This window comes from Chloroflexus sp., assembly GCF_034431535.1.
Classification (GTDB): Bacteria; Chloroflexota; Chloroflexia; order Chloroflexales; family Chloroflexaceae; genus Chloroflexus.
Window position 1 is genome coordinate 65,967 of sequence record NZ_DAOUDC010000052.1, and the last position, 17,171, is coordinate 83,137.

At 58.8% G+C, this 17,171-nt stretch carries 15 protein-coding genes and 1 pseudogene; 9 read left to right on the forward strand and 7 right to left on the reverse strand.

The features are described 5' to 3' along the window. A complete protein-coding gene (locus tag U9R61_RS12890) occupies positions 1 to 801 on the reverse strand; it encodes a TatD family hydrolase (RefSeq protein WP_416208850.1) in 801 nt (266 codons plus the stop codon). Between the two features lie 664 nt (positions 802 to 1,465). On the opposite strand from U9R61_RS12890, the gene U9R61_RS12895 reads away from it, so the two are divergent. From U9R61_RS12895 to radC, 3 genes are all read left to right on the forward strand, one after another. Next, positions 1,466 to 3,067: an NADH-quinone oxidoreductase subunit M gene (locus tag U9R61_RS12895; RefSeq protein ID WP_322489226.1), complete on the forward strand. Its 1,602-nt coding sequence runs from the start codon at positions 1,466 to 1,468 to the stop codon at positions 3,065 to 3,067. Between the two features lie 240 nt (positions 3,068 to 3,307). After that, positions 3,308 to 5,020, forward strand: a complete 1,713-nt coding sequence (locus U9R61_RS12900) for a universal stress protein (RefSeq protein WP_322489227.1) — start codon at positions 3,308 to 3,310, stop codon at positions 5,018 to 5,020. Between the two features lie 309 nt (positions 5,021 to 5,329). Further along, a complete protein-coding gene (radC, locus tag U9R61_RS12905; protein ID WP_322489228.1) occupies positions 5,330 to 6,019 on the forward strand; it encodes a RadC family protein in 690 nt (229 codons plus the stop codon). Between the two features lie 102 nt (positions 6,020 to 6,121). Here radC and U9R61_RS12910 read toward each other — a convergent pair whose 3' ends face one another. The 5 genes from U9R61_RS12910 to U9R61_RS12930 form a co-directional block, all read right to left on the reverse strand. Further along, the gene (locus U9R61_RS12910) at positions 6,122 to 7,120 is read right to left on the reverse strand and encodes a ribose-phosphate pyrophosphokinase (RefSeq protein ID WP_322489229.1); all 999 of its coding nucleotides are present in this window, start codon (positions 7,118 to 7,120) and stop codon (positions 6,122 to 6,124) included. Positions 7,121 to 7,149: 29 nt separating this feature from the next. Continuing rightward, on the reverse strand, positions 7,150 to 7,611 hold the full coding sequence (locus tag U9R61_RS12915; RefSeq protein WP_322489230.1) for a hypothetical protein: 462 nt from the start codon (positions 7,609 to 7,611) through the stop codon (positions 7,150 to 7,152). 111 nt (positions 7,612 to 7,722) lie between these two features. Further along, the gene (locus U9R61_RS12920) at positions 7,723 to 8,586 is read right to left on the reverse strand and encodes a hypothetical protein (RefSeq protein WP_322489231.1); all 864 of its coding nucleotides are present in this window, start codon (positions 8,584 to 8,586) and stop codon (positions 7,723 to 7,725) included. 9 nt (positions 8,587 to 8,595) lie between these two features. Beyond that, on the reverse strand, positions 8,596 to 9,003 hold the full coding sequence (locus U9R61_RS12925; RefSeq protein ID WP_322489232.1) for an HIT family protein: 408 nt from the start codon (positions 9,001 to 9,003) through the stop codon (positions 8,596 to 8,598). Then, positions 9,000 to 10,019, reverse strand: coding sequence for a lysylphosphatidylglycerol synthase transmembrane domain-containing protein (locus U9R61_RS12930; protein WP_322489233.1), 1,020 nt, complete (start codon positions 10,017 to 10,019; stop codon positions 9,000 to 9,002). Before U9R61_RS12930 ends, U9R61_RS12925 begins: the two co-directional genes overlap by 4 nt. 141 nt (positions 10,020 to 10,160) lie before the next feature. Here U9R61_RS12930 and U9R61_RS12935 point away from each other — a divergent pair, with 141 nt between their 5' ends. Together U9R61_RS12935 and trhA are read left to right on the forward strand one after the other, a co-directional pair. Further along, the gene (locus tag U9R61_RS12935; RefSeq protein ID WP_322489234.1) at positions 10,161 to 11,954 is read left to right on the forward strand and encodes a S8 family peptidase; all 1,794 of its coding nucleotides are present in this window, start codon (positions 10,161 to 10,163) and stop codon (positions 11,952 to 11,954) included. 417 nt (positions 11,955 to 12,371) lie between these two features. Next, positions 12,372 to 13,019: a PAQR family membrane homeostasis protein TrhA gene (gene trhA / locus U9R61_RS12940; protein WP_322489235.1), complete on the forward strand. Its 648-nt coding sequence runs from the start codon at positions 12,372 to 12,374 to the stop codon at positions 13,017 to 13,019. 54 nt (positions 13,020 to 13,073) lie between these two features. Here trhA and U9R61_RS12945 read toward each other — a convergent pair whose 3' ends face one another. Then, the gene (locus tag U9R61_RS12945; RefSeq protein ID WP_322489236.1) at positions 13,074 to 14,177 is read right to left on the reverse strand and encodes a sensor domain-containing diguanylate cyclase; all 1,104 of its coding nucleotides are present in this window, start codon (positions 14,175 to 14,177) and stop codon (positions 13,074 to 13,076) included. A 98-nt stretch (positions 14,178 to 14,275) separates the two neighbouring features. Here U9R61_RS12945 and U9R61_RS19945 point away from each other — a divergent pair, with 98 nt between their 5' ends. The 4 genes and pseudogenes from U9R61_RS19945 to U9R61_RS12960 all read left to right on the forward strand — a co-directional run bounded on the left by U9R61_RS19945 (position 14,276) and on the right by U9R61_RS12960 (position 17,170). Then, positions 14,276 to 14,743, forward strand: coding sequence for an HNH endonuclease (locus U9R61_RS19945; protein WP_416208851.1), 468 nt, complete (start codon positions 14,276 to 14,278; stop codon positions 14,741 to 14,743). A gap of 17 nt (positions 14,744 to 14,760) precedes the next feature. Continuing rightward, positions 14,761 to 15,819, forward strand: a complete 1,059-nt coding sequence (locus U9R61_RS12950) for a penicillin acylase family protein (protein WP_322489237.1) — start codon at positions 14,761 to 14,763, stop codon at positions 15,817 to 15,819. Positions 15,820 to 15,857: 38 nt separating this feature from the next. Then, a pseudogene (locus tag U9R61_RS12955) lies at positions 15,858 to 17,003 on the forward strand (penicillin acylase family protein). A gap of 23 nt (positions 17,004 to 17,026) precedes the next feature. Beyond that, entirely contained in the window at positions 17,027 to 17,170 is a 144-nt protein-coding gene (locus U9R61_RS12960) for a hypothetical protein (protein ID WP_322489238.1), read from the forward strand. Position 17,171 lies beyond the last annotated feature (1 nt).

Sequence of the window (17,171 nt, forward strand, 5' to 3'; positions counted from 1 at the left end):
TTACCTCCCTTCCCCTAGCGCCGCGGCTAACCGAGGAAAGACATGAAGCGCATTCTGCCAAAGCTGGGTGGCAAACTCGGCCAACGACTGCTCGCGCAGCTCGGCCAGTTTCTGCCCAATGTAGATCAGACGGCTCGGTTCATTGCGTTGGCCACGGTGTGGATGCGGGCTAAGATATGGGCTGTCGGTCTCGATCAGGATCCGATCGGACGGCGCTTGGCGGGCAACTTCGTGCAAAGCGGTGGACTTCGGAAAGGTCAGCGGCCCCGAAAACGAGAGGTAAAACCCTAATTCAAGGCATGCCTGCGCTGCCGCCCAATCGCCGGAAAACGAGTGCATCACTCCCGGCCCGCGCACTGCATCACGCAGCACAGCAATCGTCTCGGCCATCGCATCGCGGGAATGAATGACTACCGGCAAGCCAAGCTCACCGGCCAGCGCCAGTTGGGCACGAAACGCCGCTTCTTGTTCGCTCGGCGGTGACTTCATCCAGTAGTAATCAAGCCCAATCTCGCCGATCGCCACCACTTTCGGATGGGCGGCTAAGGCGCGAACCTGTTCGATCCAATCGGCAGGCAAATCGTGCAAATGGTTTGGTTGAATGCCGACCACCGCAAAGATAGCCGGATGGGCATTCGCCAACGCGACCGCAGCGTGGCTGGAAGCCAAATCGTAGCCGATTTCAATCAGCGCTGTGACCCCCGCATCAAACGCGCGCGCAACGACGTCACCGCGATCGCCATCGAATTGCACCGAGGCGAGGTGGAGATGAGTATCAATTAGGCGCATAGGAGTATTCATAGGCATTCCACCCCATTGTAGCACAGATGCCCTCAGCGAGTCAGGCGTATTATACCCACCCCGATCATAGGATGACAATCACCCAAATCCAAACCAGAGCGGCGTGTACGGTGGTCGCTCAGTGCTGCGCCAGCATCACGATCCAGATCAGCCGCGCCGACCGAGTAAACGACGGCACCCACGGCATGCCTGCGCAACGCGCGTACTCAACCGAACCGCAGTGTATCGCACCCGCTTAGCCCACCATCGTTACAGCCTGACAAATTCTGTGACAGATCTTACGTATTATTGAACTGTTGAGAACCCTCCACAATACTTTGTAACTTTTTTACACAATAGACATCCGTAAAAAACCGAAGTTTCAGCAGTTGACAAGAAAACGGAATCGGGCTATAACATTAAGGGTGATGCAAACGTGAGTTTTATCACAAAGGTGAGCGCTTACCGAACGCTGTGATGGCCCGGCAGCAATAAGTCCGCGTGACAGGCTAAGCAACACGGATCGGAAGAACGTATCACTCTGCCACCGGCCATACCTGTATCCATACCTGACAAAGTCGTCAAAGAGGTAACGAGGCCAAGCTCGCTTGAGACCGGTGACACGTAATGTGTCACATTGGTAGCTGTTGTTGTCTTTACCGCAAACGAAAGAAGGTCTAGCGCCATGAACCTGCTCGGCTTGCCCATCCTGTCATTGTTGCTCTGGCTGCCGGCGCTCGGCTCGCTCGTCATTCTGTTGCAGCCGCTTGGTCGCCCCACTCTGTATCGCTGGACGGCAATGGGCGTGGCGATAGCGACGTTGATCATCGCTGGAACCGTCATCGGTCTGTTCTACACTGGCCCCTATGGCCCTACCTCTGGACTGGTGATTGGCCCGCCGCTGCAATTTGTCGACTCGGTCGTGTGGCTGCCCGCTGTCGGCGCTAGTTACCTGATTGGCGTGGACGGCATCAATTTGTGGCTGGTGGGCTTGACGGCATTCCTCGCCCCATTTGCCATTGCCGCGACATGGCAGCGGCAGACGCGCAGTCCGCGGCTCTTGTTGGCGCTCTTGCTGCTGGCCGAGACGGCGTTCCTCGGCGTGTTTCTAGCCCAAGACATGCTGCTCTTCTATGTCTTCTACGAGTTGGCGCTGCTGCCAATGGTCTTCCTCGTTGGGATGTGGGGCAGCCACGGGCGCGCATCAGCAGCATTAAAGCTCTTCCTCTACACCTTTGGTGGTTCGCTGTTGATGATGTTCGCGATGATCGGGTTGCATATGCTGCACCGCAACGCCGTCGCCGCCGTCGAGCCGGGCTTTGCTGGCACCTTCGCGCTCAATCAAATTGTCGCCGATATGCGGGCCGGTATCTTTACACTCGATCCGATGGTGGCCCGGTTGCTGTTCGGCGCGTTCTTCGTCGCCTTCGCGATCAAATTGGCGCTCTGGCCGTTCCACACGTGGTTGCCTGATGCCTATAGCGTCGCCCCTACGCCGGTCGCGATTGTGCTAGCCGGGTTGATGGCCAAATTCGGCGTGTACGGCCTGATCCGATTCAACCTGACCCTCTTCCCCGAAGTAGCCTCGTGGGCAGCGCCGGCCATTGCCATGCTGGCCGTGATCGGCATCATCTACGGCGCGTTGATCGCCTTTACCCAACGTGATATGCAGCGCATGATAGCGTATGCTTCGATCAGCCACATGAACTTTATTGCGCTGGGGGTGATGACTCTCAATACAATGGGCATCAATGGCGCGTTGTTGCAGATGGTGGGCCACGGCGTAATTATGGCGGCGTTGCTGCTCATCGTGGCCGTCATTGAAGAGCGCCGCGATAGCCGCGAGCTTGGCTCGTTCGGCGGGTTGTGGAGCGTGACGCCGGTGTACGCCGGGTTGACGCTGCTGACCTTGCTGGCGCTGGCGGGGTTGCCCGGCCTGAGCGGTTTCATCGGCGAGTTTACGATGTTGCAAGGCATCTTCACCTCGCCGTTACTGGGCTGGCCATTCGCCTTGGGCGCAGTCATCGGGATCATTCTGGCCGCGGTGTATGCGTTGCGCCTGTTCCACTTGGGCTTTATGGGTGAAGTGCGGAATACGGCGAACCTCGATTTGCCCGATCTAAAGCGGCGCGAACTATTGGCGCTCGGCGCGCTGGCGGCAGTGATGATTGTGCTGGGTCTGTTCCCCAATCTGCTGCTGAGCAGCACCACCGGCTCGGTGCAAGGGTTGGTCGATGCGCTCACGCCGGCGGTGCAGGCGGCGGCCCAGTTGAACGGATGGCGGTAAAGTAGGCATTTCTTCCCAACCAAGATACTGCTGATCATCGTAGGGGCGAAGCAAGTGTTGCCCCTACGATTGTGATTTGAGGGACGGACAGAACATTTGGTTGAGTGCAACCGCTGATCGCTGCGCGATGCCGTAAAGCCAGGTGCTGCGCTCCCCTCTCCCGCGCGAGTGGGAGAGGGGCCGGGTTCCGGTTCACATGTTCTGCTCGCCCTTGAACGATTGTGATATAGTATCCCCATGATGGATGAACCAACCGATGGCCGCATGGTGGCGGCGTTGCACGACTTTCAACGGCTGCGTTGGCGCGCCGCTCTGGAACATCTGCTGGCCCGTTTGCGCGGCCAGTCTGATGATTTATTGCCATTTGAAGAGGTGCGGCAACGGGTCAATGCGCGCATGGCCGGCGAACGTCAGTTGCGTGAAATCCCGCTGGCGGCGATTGTGGGCAGCGTTGGTCGCTACCACGACTTTAACCGCAGCTTTTTGCCCCGGCGCGATGATGATTGGCAACGCTGGTCGCGGGTCATGGCCGCGGTTGATAGTATGCACGGCTGGCCGCCGATTGAGGTATACCAAATTGGCGAAGCCTACTTTGTCATTGATGGCAACCACCGGGTATCGGTTGCGCGTCAATTGGGGATGGATCACATTCAGGCCTATGTCACGCCACTTGTCTCGCGCGCGCCGATCGATCCCTCAATGACACTCGAAGAGATTGTGATCGCCGGCGAATACGCCGCCTTTCTCGAAGCCACCCGCCTCGACGAATTACGGCCCGGCTGCAATCTGCGAGTCACGGTGGCCGGCCAATATGAGCAACTGCGCCACCAGATCGAGCACATGCAGCAACGACTGGCTACCGCTGATCAGACGCCATCGTTGCCGGAAGCGGCTGCGCTATGGTATGACCACATCTATCGCCCAATCGCTGACTTGATCCGCGAGCGCGGCTTGCTGCGCGATTTTCCCGACCGCACCGAAACCGATCTTTATCTTTGGCTGTGCAACCACCGCGATGAGCTAAGCAAGCATCTCGGTTGGGACATCAGCCTTGCCCAAGCGATCGATGATCTCGCTGAAGCGCCAAGCCGGGCTGAGCAGTTGATCGAACGGGTCATTCCCGATAATCTTGAACCAGCTATGCCGGCTGGCGTGTGGCGCCGTAACCGCACGCTTGATCCGGCGCACTGGCTGTTTCGTGAGGTGCTGGTGCCGGTGAACGGCAAGGCTGATGGCTGGCAGGTGCTTGATCAGGTGCTGGCGTGGGCCAAACGGGAAGCGGTGCGTCCGCTTGGCCTGCATGTCGTGCGCAGCATCCGCCAGCGCGATTCGGCGGCGGCGCAGGCAGTTGTGCGCGAATTTGGCGAGCGTTGCGCCGCAGCGGGTGTCACCGGCGAGTGCGCCATTGAGGTAGGCGCGATCGACCGCGCTATTCGCGAACGAACCCGGCTTGTCGATCTGGTCGCCATCCAGATCAATCACCCTCCCGGAACATCGCCGCTGGCTCGGCTCGCCTCCGGTTTGCGCACCATTTTGCGCTGTTCGGTACGGCCTGTCTTGACCGTGCCGCATGCGGTTGAACGGATTGAGCGGCTCTTGCTGGCCTATGACGGCAGCCGCAAAGCCGAAGAGTCGCTTTATCTCGCCGCCTATCTAGCTGCGCGTTGGCAATTGGCGCTCAATGTTGTCACCGTGCTCGATGGCAAAGCCAGCGCCGAGACGGTGCGCATGCGCGCCTTCCGCTACCTCGAACGCTACAACATCGCCGCCGGTTATATCCTTGAACGCGGCGAACCGGCGCCGGCCATCATCCACGCCGCCGTGCAGACCCGTTCTGACTTGCTGATTATGGGCGGCTACGGCCACCGCGACCCGCTCCGTGATCTGGTGATTGGTTCAACCACCGAAGCGTTGTTGCGCACCCGGCGCTTGCCCACGCTGATTTGCCAGTAGGGTGAGGAACCGGCGAACGGTGCAAATACGGTCAACGCAAAGACGCAAAGGGGGCAAAGGCGCAGAGTACTCAAACGCAAAGGCGCACAGGTGCAGAGTACTCTAACGCAAAGACGCAACGAGCGCAAAGGCGTTGTGGTTGCCCTCATCCCTAGCCCCTCTCCCGCTGGCGCGGGCGAGGGGTGCTGCTGCCTTCTACGCCAGCAGTGCTTCTTTCGCAACTGCTCGCCTTTCAATCACAAACCGCGAATCTTTGCGCGCGCTCGCGCGGTATCTATATAGGAACCGAAATTGCAGCGCGAGGAACGTATGCTGTCACTGCGCATGAACGAACTGCCTACCAACGACCAACCCCGTGAGCGGCTAGCCCGGCTCGGCGCCGGCGCGCTGAGCGATGCCGAGCTATTGGCCATCCTGCTGCGGGTTGGCGTCAGCGGCACCAACGTCTTACAACTGGCTCAACAACTCCTCAGTGACTATGGCGGATGGCTCGGCTTGCAACGCGCCGAATACAATGATCTCTGCCGGCGGGCCGGCATTGGGGCGAGCAAAGCTGCCAGTATCAAGGCGGCGCTGGAAATTGGCCGTCGGCTAGCGCGGATTAGCGTTGACGAGCGATTTCCGATCCGCTCGCCGGCTGATGTCGCGGCCCTCTTGATGGTTGAGATGAGCCACCTTGATCAGGAACATCTGCGCACCGTTTTGCTCGACACCAAAAACCGGGTGCAGCAGATCAGCACGATCTACATCGGTAGCCTGAATTCGGCTACCATTCGCATCGGCGAAGTCTTCAAAGACGCTGTACGGCACAATAGCGCCGCGATCATCGTCGTCCACAACCATCCATCGGGCGAAGCCACCCCCTCGCCAGAAGACATTCAGGTTACGCGCCAATTGGTGGCTGCCGGCCGCTTGCTCGATATCGAGGTGCTCGACCACCTCATTATTGGGCGCGGGCATTATGTCAGCCTGCGCGAGCGGGGTTTAGGGTTTGAATAACAAGCGGCGCATACACTGGGATGGTGTATGCGCCGGGGCGAAGGGCAAGTGAGGGCAACGCATAAGGGGAGAACGCATGCGAGGGCAACGTATGCGTTGCCCCTAGCTGAGAGCCGGATGGCGGCGGTGTTGGAAGATGGTATCGACACTGACCCCGCTATGGATGCGTTGGATCACTTCGGCGATCAAGGTACTGACCGAAAGGATTGTCAAACCGGGCCAGCGCCATTCCGGAGCCACCGGCAGAGTATCGGTCACAACCAACTCGCGAATCGAGCTAGCGCGGAGCCGTTCAACCGCATTGCCGGCGAAGACCGGATGCACGCAGCAGGCGTAAATCTCACGCGCCCCTTGCTGTTCGAGCAACTGCACCACTTCGAGGATCGAACTGCCGGTGGCAATTTCATCATCAACCACAATACAACGCTTGCCACGCACATCACCGATCAGGTTGAGCACTTCGGGCGCGGTGAGCGAGCCATCTTTGCGATCAAAGTACTGTACGCGCCGCTTTTCGGCAATCGCCAATGGCGCGTTCAACGCTTCGGCAAAGTTGCGCGCCCGCTTGGCAAAGCCGACGTCGGGCGACACCACGATCATATCGTCCCAGCCTTTATCGGCGAAGTAGCGCACCAGCAAATTCATTGCCGTCAATTCATCCATCGGGATCGAGAAAAAGCCCTGTATTTGCCCGGCGTGCAGATCAATCGTCATCACCTGATGCGCGCCGGCCACTTGGATCATATCGGCCAGCAGACGGGCCGTAATCGGCACCCGCGGTTGATCCTTCTTGTCGGTGCGGCCATACGCATAATAGGGAATCACCGCCGTGATCCGGCCTGCCGATGCCCGTTTGCAGGCATCGAGCATAATTAACAGCTCCATAATCCGATCACTGAGATCGGGCATCGCCAGCGACTGGATCACAAACACATCTTTTTCGCGCACACTTTCGTTGAGCTTGACAAAGATATTCTCATTGCTAAACTTCACAATCGTCACATCACCGAGCGGAACCCCCAAGCGCTCGCTAATCGCGCGCGCAAGCATCGGGTTCCCATTGCCGGCAAAGATCCGCATCTCGTCGAAGCGGCTTCCCATTCCTTCCTCCTTACCCTGTGAGGCGCCACTCAAACCACGCCCGAATCAATTCCAAACAGCGCCAGCACTTCGGCGCGGGACAGGTTCCAACCAGACGGCAAGCCGTTGGCAACCGGGATGTCATCATACGCGATATGCAATGCCCGCATCGCCGATTGTTGCAATATAATTGCCAGCACGCGAGCCAGCGAGAGCGTCAGCAAGCGCGGTACACGAGCCAAACCGGCGCGTTGGGCGAAACTCACGGCAGCATCGGCGCTGAGAAACGCAAGCAACAGGCGAGGACGGGCAGACAGCGCCGGCGCTGGGGTATCAGCGCTAGCCGCAGCGCTGGTGGTGCGGTAGACATACAGTCTCTGGGGGTACGGCTGGCCATCAGCAATGAGCCGCCGGTGGAACGATGCTAACACCTGCGCCACCTGTGCTGGTTCACCGCCGGCCTGCCGCACGGCTGTAGCCAAGATTGCGAGATCAACTTGCGTTGCCGCCATACCCCCTCCGTTTCGCGCATCCACCCATCGCCTCTGGCTGCGGATCGTGTGCTGCAAGCGCTTCCGGTCTTCCTATCGCAAACTTCTCAGCTCCTCTGACTTGTATGCCAACTACGGCACCGGCGTTGGCCAGGGTTGCACGGTTTGCGGGCGCGGCTCGCCGAAGTAGAGCGCAGATCCTAACAAACCCAACTGCACTACATACGGCGTCCCCGCTGCTTCGGGATGCAACTCAAACCGGGCACGCTCGAAATATTGCACGCGGAAGGCCCGGCCATCAGGCTGCACCTCATCAAATTCGGCGCTAATCGGATAGCCGAACGATGTCAAGCCCCCGTTTTCTTCCCAATATTGTAAAAACAGGCCGCCGACGCCAAAGCCGGTTTCCGGGAAGTAGCGGAGATCGGAGCGAGAGGCGAATGGTTCGGGGCGCAGAAAGGTACGCCCGGCGACATACTCCACCCCAACGAGCCCAATTTGGAATTCGTAGGGCGTGCCGCTCAGTTCCGGCCAATATTCAACCCGCGCGCGTTCAAACCACTGCACTTCACGGCCATTGTGCAACAAAGCCGGGCTAATCGGCAAACCAAGCCGGCGCAAACCGCCGAGCTGTTCATACGCAGCGGCAAAACGCGGCGCGATATCAACTTTGAAGGCTAGAACCGGTGACTGGCCGCCAGTCACTGCGGCTACGGTGGGGGACTGCAAAATGAGTTCACGTGGCGTCACGCGGTTTTGCGATGAGACCGGCCAACGCATCCCGCCAATCCCGGCAATCACGAGCGCCAGTATGATCAAGAGCAACACTACAAGCAGCACACCCATCCCCACCCGCAGACGGTTATTGCGCGCCGGTCGCTGGCGGATCGGACGAGTCTCAGCAGAGACCGGCGGAACCGGTTGACGACCCTGATCCGGGCCTGATGGCGCAGTTGGCGGTGGCTGGCTAGAAGGGGAAGAGACGGTTCCGCTCATTGGCCGCTCCTAGATATGAGCGATAATCTCACTTGCTACCACTTGCAGATCATCAGTAGTAGCGGTGCCGGGACGCCACAGCTTCACTGACCGATCACCATCCCAACGCGGAATGATATGGATGTGGAAGTGAAACACCACTTGCCCGGCAGCAGCGCCATTATTCTGAATAATATTAAAGCCATCGGGTTGCAACGCGGCGACAATGGCCCGCGCCACGCGCTGGGTCGTGAGCGCCGTAGCTGCCACCAGTTCGGGCGGCAGATCGAGCAAACCGGGCAATTCCGGCTTGGCAATGACCAGCGTATGACCCCGCGCCGCCGGATTAATATCGAGAAAGGCAAGAGTTAGATCATCTTCGTACAACTTAAATGCGGGCAGCTCACCACGCACAATTCGGGTAAACACCGACGTCATACGACCTCCGAAGTATCTAGCGCAGCCAGATCGTCTTCTGGCCCTGCGCGCCGGCCAAGCCACGCCAGCGCGATCACCCCGAGCAAGACCCCAAACCAGAGCGTGCAAAAACGGATCACGATCGTCGCCGTCGTTGCTGCGCTGGCGCTCACCCCAACCAGCGCAATCAGCAAACCGACGCTACTCACTTCTGAAGCGCCTAACCCGCCGGGCAAAAATGAGACTAAGCCAAAGAGCGTGCTTGCCGCGAAGATAAACGTCGCCTGCAAGATCAACAACCACGACGGCTCGCTACCGACCCCCATGAGTACCACAAAGAAGGCCAGACACTCAAAACCCCACGAAATCACGCTGATCAGCGTCGAGACGAGCAAAATGCGCCAGTGCAACAATTGCGCAGTCGTGGTATAGACCGTTTCGAGTCGCGGCGCAATGCGGGAGCCAAACGGCAAGCGCGCCACGAGCCGGATAACGGCGAATGCCAACTCTTGCCGTTGCACCACCACAATCCCGGCAATAGTCGCCACGACCAGCGCCACAAACAACGGGCGCGCCGGCGGGTAAAGGGTCACCCCCAATCCCATCAGCAACAACATAGCAATGCCGTCGGTCAACCGCTCGGCCAACACAATCGGCGCCGAACGGCTGATCGGCGCACCATTGCGTTGGCGTAAGAGAAACGACTTCAGCACTTCACCCATCTTGCCCGGTGTAACCGACATCACTAATCCAGCGGTAAAAATGAGCCCGCTCGTTGCATGGTCAATGTTACGGTCAAGCCGCAAATAGCGCAGATAATAGTCCCACTTGAGCCAGCGCAGCCAGTAATTAATGACGGTGCCAATCAGAATCAGCGGCAGCAGCAGCCAGTCGAAGGTGCGCAAATCGTTGCCAACGGCGCGGAGATCGCTAAACAAGCTGATCACGATCACCACCGCCAAACCGATGACGAGCGAGGTGAGAATTGATTTGCGCAACCCGGCGCGCAGGGAGGTTGTCGGTTTGTGTTGTTTCATAACGGCTCAATTATAGCATAGCAGCGCTGAGGGCATTTTGATGGTCGATTGCCTATAAAGGGGACTGGACTCCTATAGCAATAGGCAGCGCGATCAGGTACAATACCGGCAGGTATGGCATCTACTACACGAGGAAACTTCATGCCTGCCCGTTTTGCCCTCTATGGCCTGCTGATTCTCCTGATCAGTCTGATACCGACTCCCACCGCACAGGCCGCATCTACCACTGATTGGATCGTCAAACTGGCCGATGCCCAGCAAGCCATTACGCTCAGCTGGCGGCTGCGCATCCAAAGCATGAAACTGATCGGCGATCACACCTATCTCGTTCGCCTACCTGCCGAGATGCCGGCCACTGTAGCCGGCGAACGCTTCCGTGATCTCGCGGGGGTCATCTACGCCGTGCCTGATTATGAACGGGCTATTACCCGCACACCCAACGATCCCTTTATTCAGCAGCAATGGGCATTAGGTACGATCGGCGCTTACGATGCTTGGAATATCACGACCGGCGGGCCAATCATCATCGCAGTGATCGACACTGGAATTGACGCTGACCATCCTGATCTGAGCGGGAGGGTGCTGAGCGGGCTCAATACGATTACCGGCAGCACCAACACCAGCGACGATAATGGTCACGGCACCGCAGTGGCAGGTTTGATTGCCGCCGCCGGCGACAACAGTGCAGGTATTGCCGGTATCTGCTGGGGATGCCAGATCTTGCCGGTGAAGGCGTGTTTCAGCAATGGCCGCTGCCGCGATTCGAGCGTGATTAGCGCGATTCGTTGGGCCACTGACAACGGCGCTCGCATCATTAACCTAAGCTTGGGCGGGGCAATGAGTTCACCTGCGTTGCAAGATGCCGTACGTTACGCGACCGAACGCGGGGTGTTGATTGTCACCGCCAGCGGCAACGAGCGAGCCGAAGGCAATACGCCCAACTATCCGGCAGCCTACCCGGAAACGATTGCGGTTGGTGCAACCGGCTACAGCGATGAAGTCACCGGTTTTTCTAATACTGGCGATTATCTCGATCTCGTCGCGCCGGGCATCGATATTGCGACCACGCTGCCGGGCAATAGCTACGCGACCGCCACCGGCACCTCGTTCGCCAGCCCCTTTGTGGCGGGTGCGGCGGCGCTCGTGATGACGGTACGGCCCGATCTGAGCAACAATGACGTGCGCTGTGTGCTAGCGATTTCCGCCGAAGATCGCGGCGCACCGGGTCGCGACGGCGAGTATGGCTATGGCCGGTTGAACGTTTTGAATGCGGTGCAAACGGCCACCACCTATGGCGGCTGCCCATTAGGCACGCCAGTGCCGGTCGCGAACCCCGGCTTTAGTCCTTTTACCCGCGTTGAACCACCATCCGATGGCCGGCTCTTCTTCCCCGAAACTGGTCATACCCTCGGCGGTGGTTTTCGCGCGTACTGGGAACAAAACGGCGGCCTGCCGATCTTCGGCTTTCCGATCAGCGAAGAGTTTACCGAAATCGGCAGCGATGGCCGTCCAGTCACCGTACAATACTTCGAGCGCCACCGATTCGAGTGGCGCCCGGAAAATACCCCGCCCTACAACGTCTTGCTCTCGCGGATGGGCGATGACCTGCTGCGCCGGCAAGGACGCGATTGGTACACCTTTGAGCGCAGCGGGCCGGTCGCCGGTTGTCTCTACTTTGCCGAGACGGATCAGGCGCTGTGCGAGCCATTCCTCAGCTACTGGCAACGCAATGGCCTCGAATTCGATGGCCGGCCCGGCAAGAGCTACGCCGAGAGTTTGGCCCTGTTTGGCTTGCCGCTCTCGCAGCCGCAGATCGAAGAGACCCAGCCCGGCACGGTGGTGATTGTGCAGTGGTTTGAACGGGCGCGCTTCGAGCTGCACCCGGATGGGCAAGTGTTGCTGGGCTTGCTCGGTAACGAGTTGGTGGGAAGGTAGGGGAAGCAGCGAGTGATCCGCACAAGCAACATGATGGAGTGCGGTAGTTTGACTGCCGCACTCCATATCTTCATCTGTGACTACAGTCATAACCTCTTCAGGACAAGCGACACTAGCCGAGAACATTTTGTCATTGCATACTCAAACGGGTAAGACTTCGCCGCGCGGAGGCCGAGCGGCGTTCTGCCCCTTCGCTCGGCTCACAATGACAGGCCAATGTGTCATCGCGAGGGAGCGGCGGCAACTAGCGGCGCTGGCTGCCGCCCGACCGAAGCAATCTCTCGCTTCAGCGGAAATCGTGCCTGAGCAGGAGCAAACGGTGCGCGTCAGAGATTGCTTCGCCACACCCCACTCGGCTCGCAATGACAACAGGCGAGCGGGTGAATGACCCTTATTTTAGTAATCACAGGTGCTTTTATGACGATACTTCAACCAACCGAACACTTCTCGCCGCACGAAGAGCTGATCAACGTGATCACGCACGGCGCCGGAGCGGCGCTCAGTGCGCTGGCCGGCGCGATCTTGCTCGGTACAGTTTGGCAACGCGGCGACGGCTGGCAAATTGCTGGCGCGACGATCTTTTGCGTGACGCTGACCTTGCTCTACCTTGCTTCTACGCTCTACCACGCCAGCCGTGAACCGCGCCGGCGGGCAATCCTCGAAATCTTTGACCACAGTGCAATCTTTTTGCTGATTGCCGGCACTTACACCCCATTCACGCTCGTGAGCTTGCGCGGCACGTTGGGGTGGACGCTCTTTGGCCTCGTTTGGGGGCTGGCGTTGGCCGGGGTGGTGATGAAGCTCTTTTTGACCGGACGGTTTCGCCTGCTCTCGACCCTGATCTACGTTGCGCTTGGCTGGCTGGTAGTGATTGCCGCCGATCAGGTTTTCACTGCGCTCAACCCATTGACCATCGGTTTGCTGGTTGCCGGCGGCGTGGCATATACTGCCGGAACTCCATTCTACATGCTTTCGCAGCGCCGCTATATGCATAACATCTGGCACGGCTTTGTGCTGCTGGGCAGTGTGTTGCACTTTGGCGCAGTGGTTTCGGTGGTATTGTAAAACAGAGGTAAAACAGAGGTGCGGCAGTCGCACTGCCGCACTCGATAAGTGCATCTACCACACCACACACAGATTGCGCCCGCCCCGCTTAGCAGCATACAACGCCTGATCCGCCCGCTCGATCAGATCGCAGACGCTCAGCACATCATCAGTGAGGCTTGCGCTCCCTACACTGATCGTCACCGGACGGAGCGGCCATGCCGCTTGCTGCACCAGCCGGCGCAGCCGCTCGGCCAGCACATACGCGCCGTCGCTACCAGTGGCGGGCAAAATCACGGCAAACTCCTCGCCGCCATAGCGGGCAATGATGTCGTGCTTGCGGCCGCCTTCGCTCAACGCCTGCGCCACGATCCGCAACGTCTCATCGCCAGCAACATGGCCGAAGGTGTCGTTAAACTCTTTGAAGTGATCCACATCGATCAACAACAACGATAACGGCGCTTGATAGCGGCGGGCGCGATCGAACTCCTCGTTCAAACGTACATCAAACCCACGCCGGTTCAGCACACTGGTCAGCGGATCGATCAATACCTGCTGCTGCACCTCGGCCAGTCGGGTTTCGAGGCTGTGCAAATAGGCTTGGAGCGAATGACGTTCTTGTTCTTGGGCCAGCAACCGCTGTTCGAGTTGCAACAGATCACGGCGCAATTCGAGATGGTGCATAACGTGCCGTGATAGCACCCGCAGCATCTCGATCTGTTCGGGTGACAATTGGTGGGGTTGCAGATCAACCACGCATACGGTGCCCAGCGCGCAGCCATTGGCTGTCACCAACGGCGCCCCGGCATAAAAGCGAATATAGGGATCGCCGAGCACAAATGGGTTATTGGCAAAGCGGGGATCGCAGGTCGCGTCTTGTACTACAAACACATCATCAGGGTCATTGATCGTGTATGAACAGAAGGCTAGCTTGCGATCCACCTCGTTACCGGCAAAACCCAACCGCGCCTTCGACCACTGCCGGTCGCGGTCGATCAAATTGACCAACGCCATCGGGGTTTGGCAAATATAGGCCGCCAGTCGGACAATATCCTCGTACACCTGCTCTGGGAGTGTGTCGAGGATATGGTAACTTGCCAACTCGCGCAGCCGCTCCTCCTCGTTGGCTGGGATGGGCGGGATGGGCAGGTCTGGGTTGTCAGACAGTTCGGCAGACATGTGACAGATGTACCGATCGTACTAATAATTATAGTATATGATAACATACAATTATGGCTGCAACAAGGTGTTAGGATGCAAGAGGACAAGTGATGAGGATGGAAAGTATTAAAAAACCCCTACGCGAATATTCAATATACCAAGAGCGAAAAACAACGATCAATCATGCCTTTGCGTCGGCCATTGCACCAGTGGATCAGTACAATCAGGCAACAATATCTGAATCCATCCGGTTATTGGAGCAGGATCCAAATGGTGAACTAACCTGTGCTTACTGTAGCCAACCGGCAGAAACGTGGGATCATCTTGAGAGTCTAGTTGAGCATGGGCACTTTCGCGGTTATGGAGACATCATTGGCAATCTTGTGCCGTGCTGTAAATCGTGTCATTCGGCGAAGGGAGCTAAATCAGAGAGCTGCGTCGTCTACGAACGAGGCATCGCTTGGGCGAAACACAGGAGAGGGGTCGCAGGTGAGGGTCTGTTTACCACCGAGGACACGGAGGGTAGCCGCTCCTCGCCATCACTAACTATTGCTATCATCACCGCCACAACTGAAGCGCGTTGAAGGAAAGAGGGGCAACAATGTGGTTGCTGATGCGCATTGCCGGCTGGGTGTTGGTCTTGGTACTGTTGGTGGCGGTGGTTGGCGGCGGGGGCGGCTATCTCTGGCTGCGGCGGTCGTTGCATCAAACCACCGGCGAGGTTCAGGTGCGCGGTATCAGCGGGCCGGTGACGATTGTGCGCGATCGCGACGACGTGGCCCACATTACCGGCGCTACCGAAACCGATGCCGCCTTTGGCTTGGGTTTTGTCCATGCCCAAGAACGGCTCTGGCAGATGGAGGTGCAGCGCCGGATCGGCCATGCCCGCCTGTCTGAGGTGTTTGGCGAGACAACGCTGCGCACCGATAAGTTTTTGCGCACGCTCGGCGTGGCCCGCGCCGCCCGCAGCGCGCTGGCGAAGCTCGACGGCGAGACACTGGCGATGTTGGAAGCCGATGCCGCTGGCATCAATGCGTTTCTCGCTACCAATCCGGTGCTGCCGCCCGAATTTCTCATCATTGGCGTGCAACCCGAACCGTGGCAACCGATCGATTCGTTGGTGTGGGCCAAAATGATGGCGTGGGATCTCGGCAGCAAATGGAGCAATGAGGTGATGCGCGCCTTGCTGATCGCTAAGGTCGGCCCCGAAGATGCCAATTTTCTGATGCAGTCCTATACCACCGACGGGCCGCTGATCTTGCCCGAAGGGATGCCGGAGCTCACAACGATTGGCCACGCCGGCCCGTCGATCCAACCCGCTACCGCGCAAGCGATGCTCGACCTGTGGGAGACGATCCACCAGACGACTGGTCTCGGCGATCTGCTCTCTGGCTCGAACAATTGGGTGATCGGCGGTTCGCGCACTGCCAGCGGCAAGCAGCTGCTAGTCAACGATCCCCACCTCGGCAACCGTATCCCGTCGATTTGGTATCTAGCCCACATGCAGGGTGGCCGGATCAACGCGATCGGTGCGACCTTCCCCGGCTTACCGGCGATTGTGATCGGCCATAACGAACGGATCGCGTGGGGTGTGACCAATACCGGCCCTGATGTGCAGGATTTGTACATCGAACGGATCGACACCCAAAATTATGTCTAGTATAACAGCAGCGTGAACCGGTCACGCTCATCAACGAAGTGATTCAGGTCAAAGGCGCTGACCCGATCACGCTTACGGTGCGCATCACGCGCCACGGTCCGATCATCAGTGATGTCCAGAGCGATCTGCCCGATACGCTCGCCTTTCGATGAACGGCACTCGACGATGATGATCTGACCATGCGCGCGATCCTCAACATGAACCGCGCGCAGAACTAGGAGGAGTTTGTCGCTGCGTTGCACGATTACAAGACGCCGATGCAGAATTTTGTGTATGCCGACGTGGATGGGAATATCGGCTATTACGCGCCGAGTGCGGTGCCGATCCGGCGCAACGGCGATGGCAGGGTGCCGGTGCCGGGGTAGACGGATGAGTACGAGTGGATTGGCTATATTCCGTTTGAGGAGTTGCCGCACATCTACAATCCGCCGAAAGATTATGTCGCTACTGCCAACAACCGGGTGGTGGGAGACGACTATCCCTACTTGCTCGGCACATCGTGGGCCGCCCCGTTCCGCGCCCAACGCATCATCGAGCTGATCGAGCAGGGCAACCGGCTGACGGTGGAGAATATGCGGGCAATGTTGGGGGATGTCGTTTCGGTGCAGGCCCGCGAGCTGTTGCCAGTCTTCCGCAACGTGACCTCTGCCGGCGACCGCGAAGCCACCGCGCTTGCGCTGTTGCGCAGTTGGGATGGCGCGATGCGCGGTGACAGCGCCGCTGCCGCCGTCTATCAAGGCTACTACTACGCCGCCCTCGAAGCGATCTTCGCCGCCGATGAGCTGCGCGACGTTTTTACCACTACCTACCAAAACCGGCGCGACTTCCCGGCGCTGGCGCTGCGGGCAGTGTTGCTCGATGGCCAGCGCGAATGGTGTGACGATGTGACAACGATTGGGGTGAAGGAGGATTGTCCTGCGACGTTAGCCAAGGCGCTCAGCAACGGCCTGACCGCAATGGCAGCGGCGCAAGGCGAGAGCGATCCAGCGCGCTGGCGCTGGGATCGCGTCCACCAAGCGGTCTTCCCGCACAAGCCGTTCAGCCAAGTGGGGGCCTTGCGCGGCCTGTTTGAGCGGCGCATCCCAACGGCGGCGATACCTTCACCGTTAACTTCGCGTCGGTGCGCATTACTGAACCGTATCTGCAATACAACGCACCCTCGTAACGCCAGATCATCGATCTGAGCAACCTCATCAACTCGCGCTTTATGCACACCACTGGCCAATCAGGCAACATGCTCAGCAGCCGCTACAGCGACTTCCTTGAGCGGTGGCAGCGAGTCGAAGACATCTCGATGCGCTTTAGCGGTGCGATTGAAGGCGAAACGCTGGTCTTGCGTCCAGCGCCGTAAC

Bases quoted from the DNA above. Each gene is read 5' to 3' on its own strand.
- U9R61_RS12890 (WP_416208850.1), bottom strand. From the start codon at position 801: ATGAATACTCCTATGCGCCTAATTGATACTCATCTCCACCTCGCCTCG.
- U9R61_RS12895 (WP_322489226.1), top strand. From the start codon at position 1,466: ATGAACCTGCTCGGCTTGCCCATCCTGTCATTGTTGCTCTGGCTGCCG.
- U9R61_RS12900 (WP_322489227.1), top strand. From the start codon at position 3,308: ATGGATGAACCAACCGATGGCCGCATGGTGGCGGCGTTGCACGACTTT.
- radC (WP_322489228.1), top strand. From the start codon at position 5,330: ATGCTGTCACTGCGCATGAACGAACTGCCTACCAACGACCAACCCCGT.
- U9R61_RS12910 (WP_322489229.1), bottom strand. From the start codon at position 7,120: ATGGGAAGCCGCTTCGACGAGATGCGGATCTTTGCCGGCAATGGGAAC.
- U9R61_RS12915 (WP_322489230.1), bottom strand. From the start codon at position 7,611: ATGGCGGCAACGCAAGTTGATCTCGCAATCTTGGCTACAGCCGTGCGG.
- U9R61_RS12920 (WP_322489231.1), bottom strand. From the start codon at position 8,586: ATGAGCGGAACCGTCTCTTCCCCTTCTAGCCAGCCACCGCCAACTGCG.
- U9R61_RS12925 (WP_322489232.1), bottom strand. From the start codon at position 9,003: ATGACGTCGGTGTTTACCCGAATTGTGCGTGGTGAGCTGCCCGCATTT.
- U9R61_RS12930 (WP_322489233.1), bottom strand. From the start codon at position 10,019: ATGAAACAACACAAACCGACAACCTCCCTGCGCGCCGGGTTGCGCAAA.
- U9R61_RS12935 (WP_322489234.1), top strand. From the start codon at position 10,161: ATGCCTGCCCGTTTTGCCCTCTATGGCCTGCTGATTCTCCTGATCAGT.
- trhA (WP_322489235.1), top strand. From the start codon at position 12,372: ATGACGATACTTCAACCAACCGAACACTTCTCGCCGCACGAAGAGCTG.
- U9R61_RS12945 (WP_322489236.1), bottom strand. From the start codon at position 14,177: ATGTCTGCCGAACTGTCTGACAACCCAGACCTGCCCATCCCGCCCATC.
- U9R61_RS19945 (WP_416208851.1), top strand. From the start codon at position 14,276: ATGGAAAGTATTAAAAAACCCCTACGCGAATATTCAATATACCAAGAG.
- U9R61_RS12950 (WP_322489237.1), top strand. From the start codon at position 14,761: ATGTGGTTGCTGATGCGCATTGCCGGCTGGGTGTTGGTCTTGGTACTG.
- U9R61_RS12960 (WP_322489238.1), top strand. From the start codon at position 17,027: ATGCACACCACTGGCCAATCAGGCAACATGCTCAGCAGCCGCTACAGC.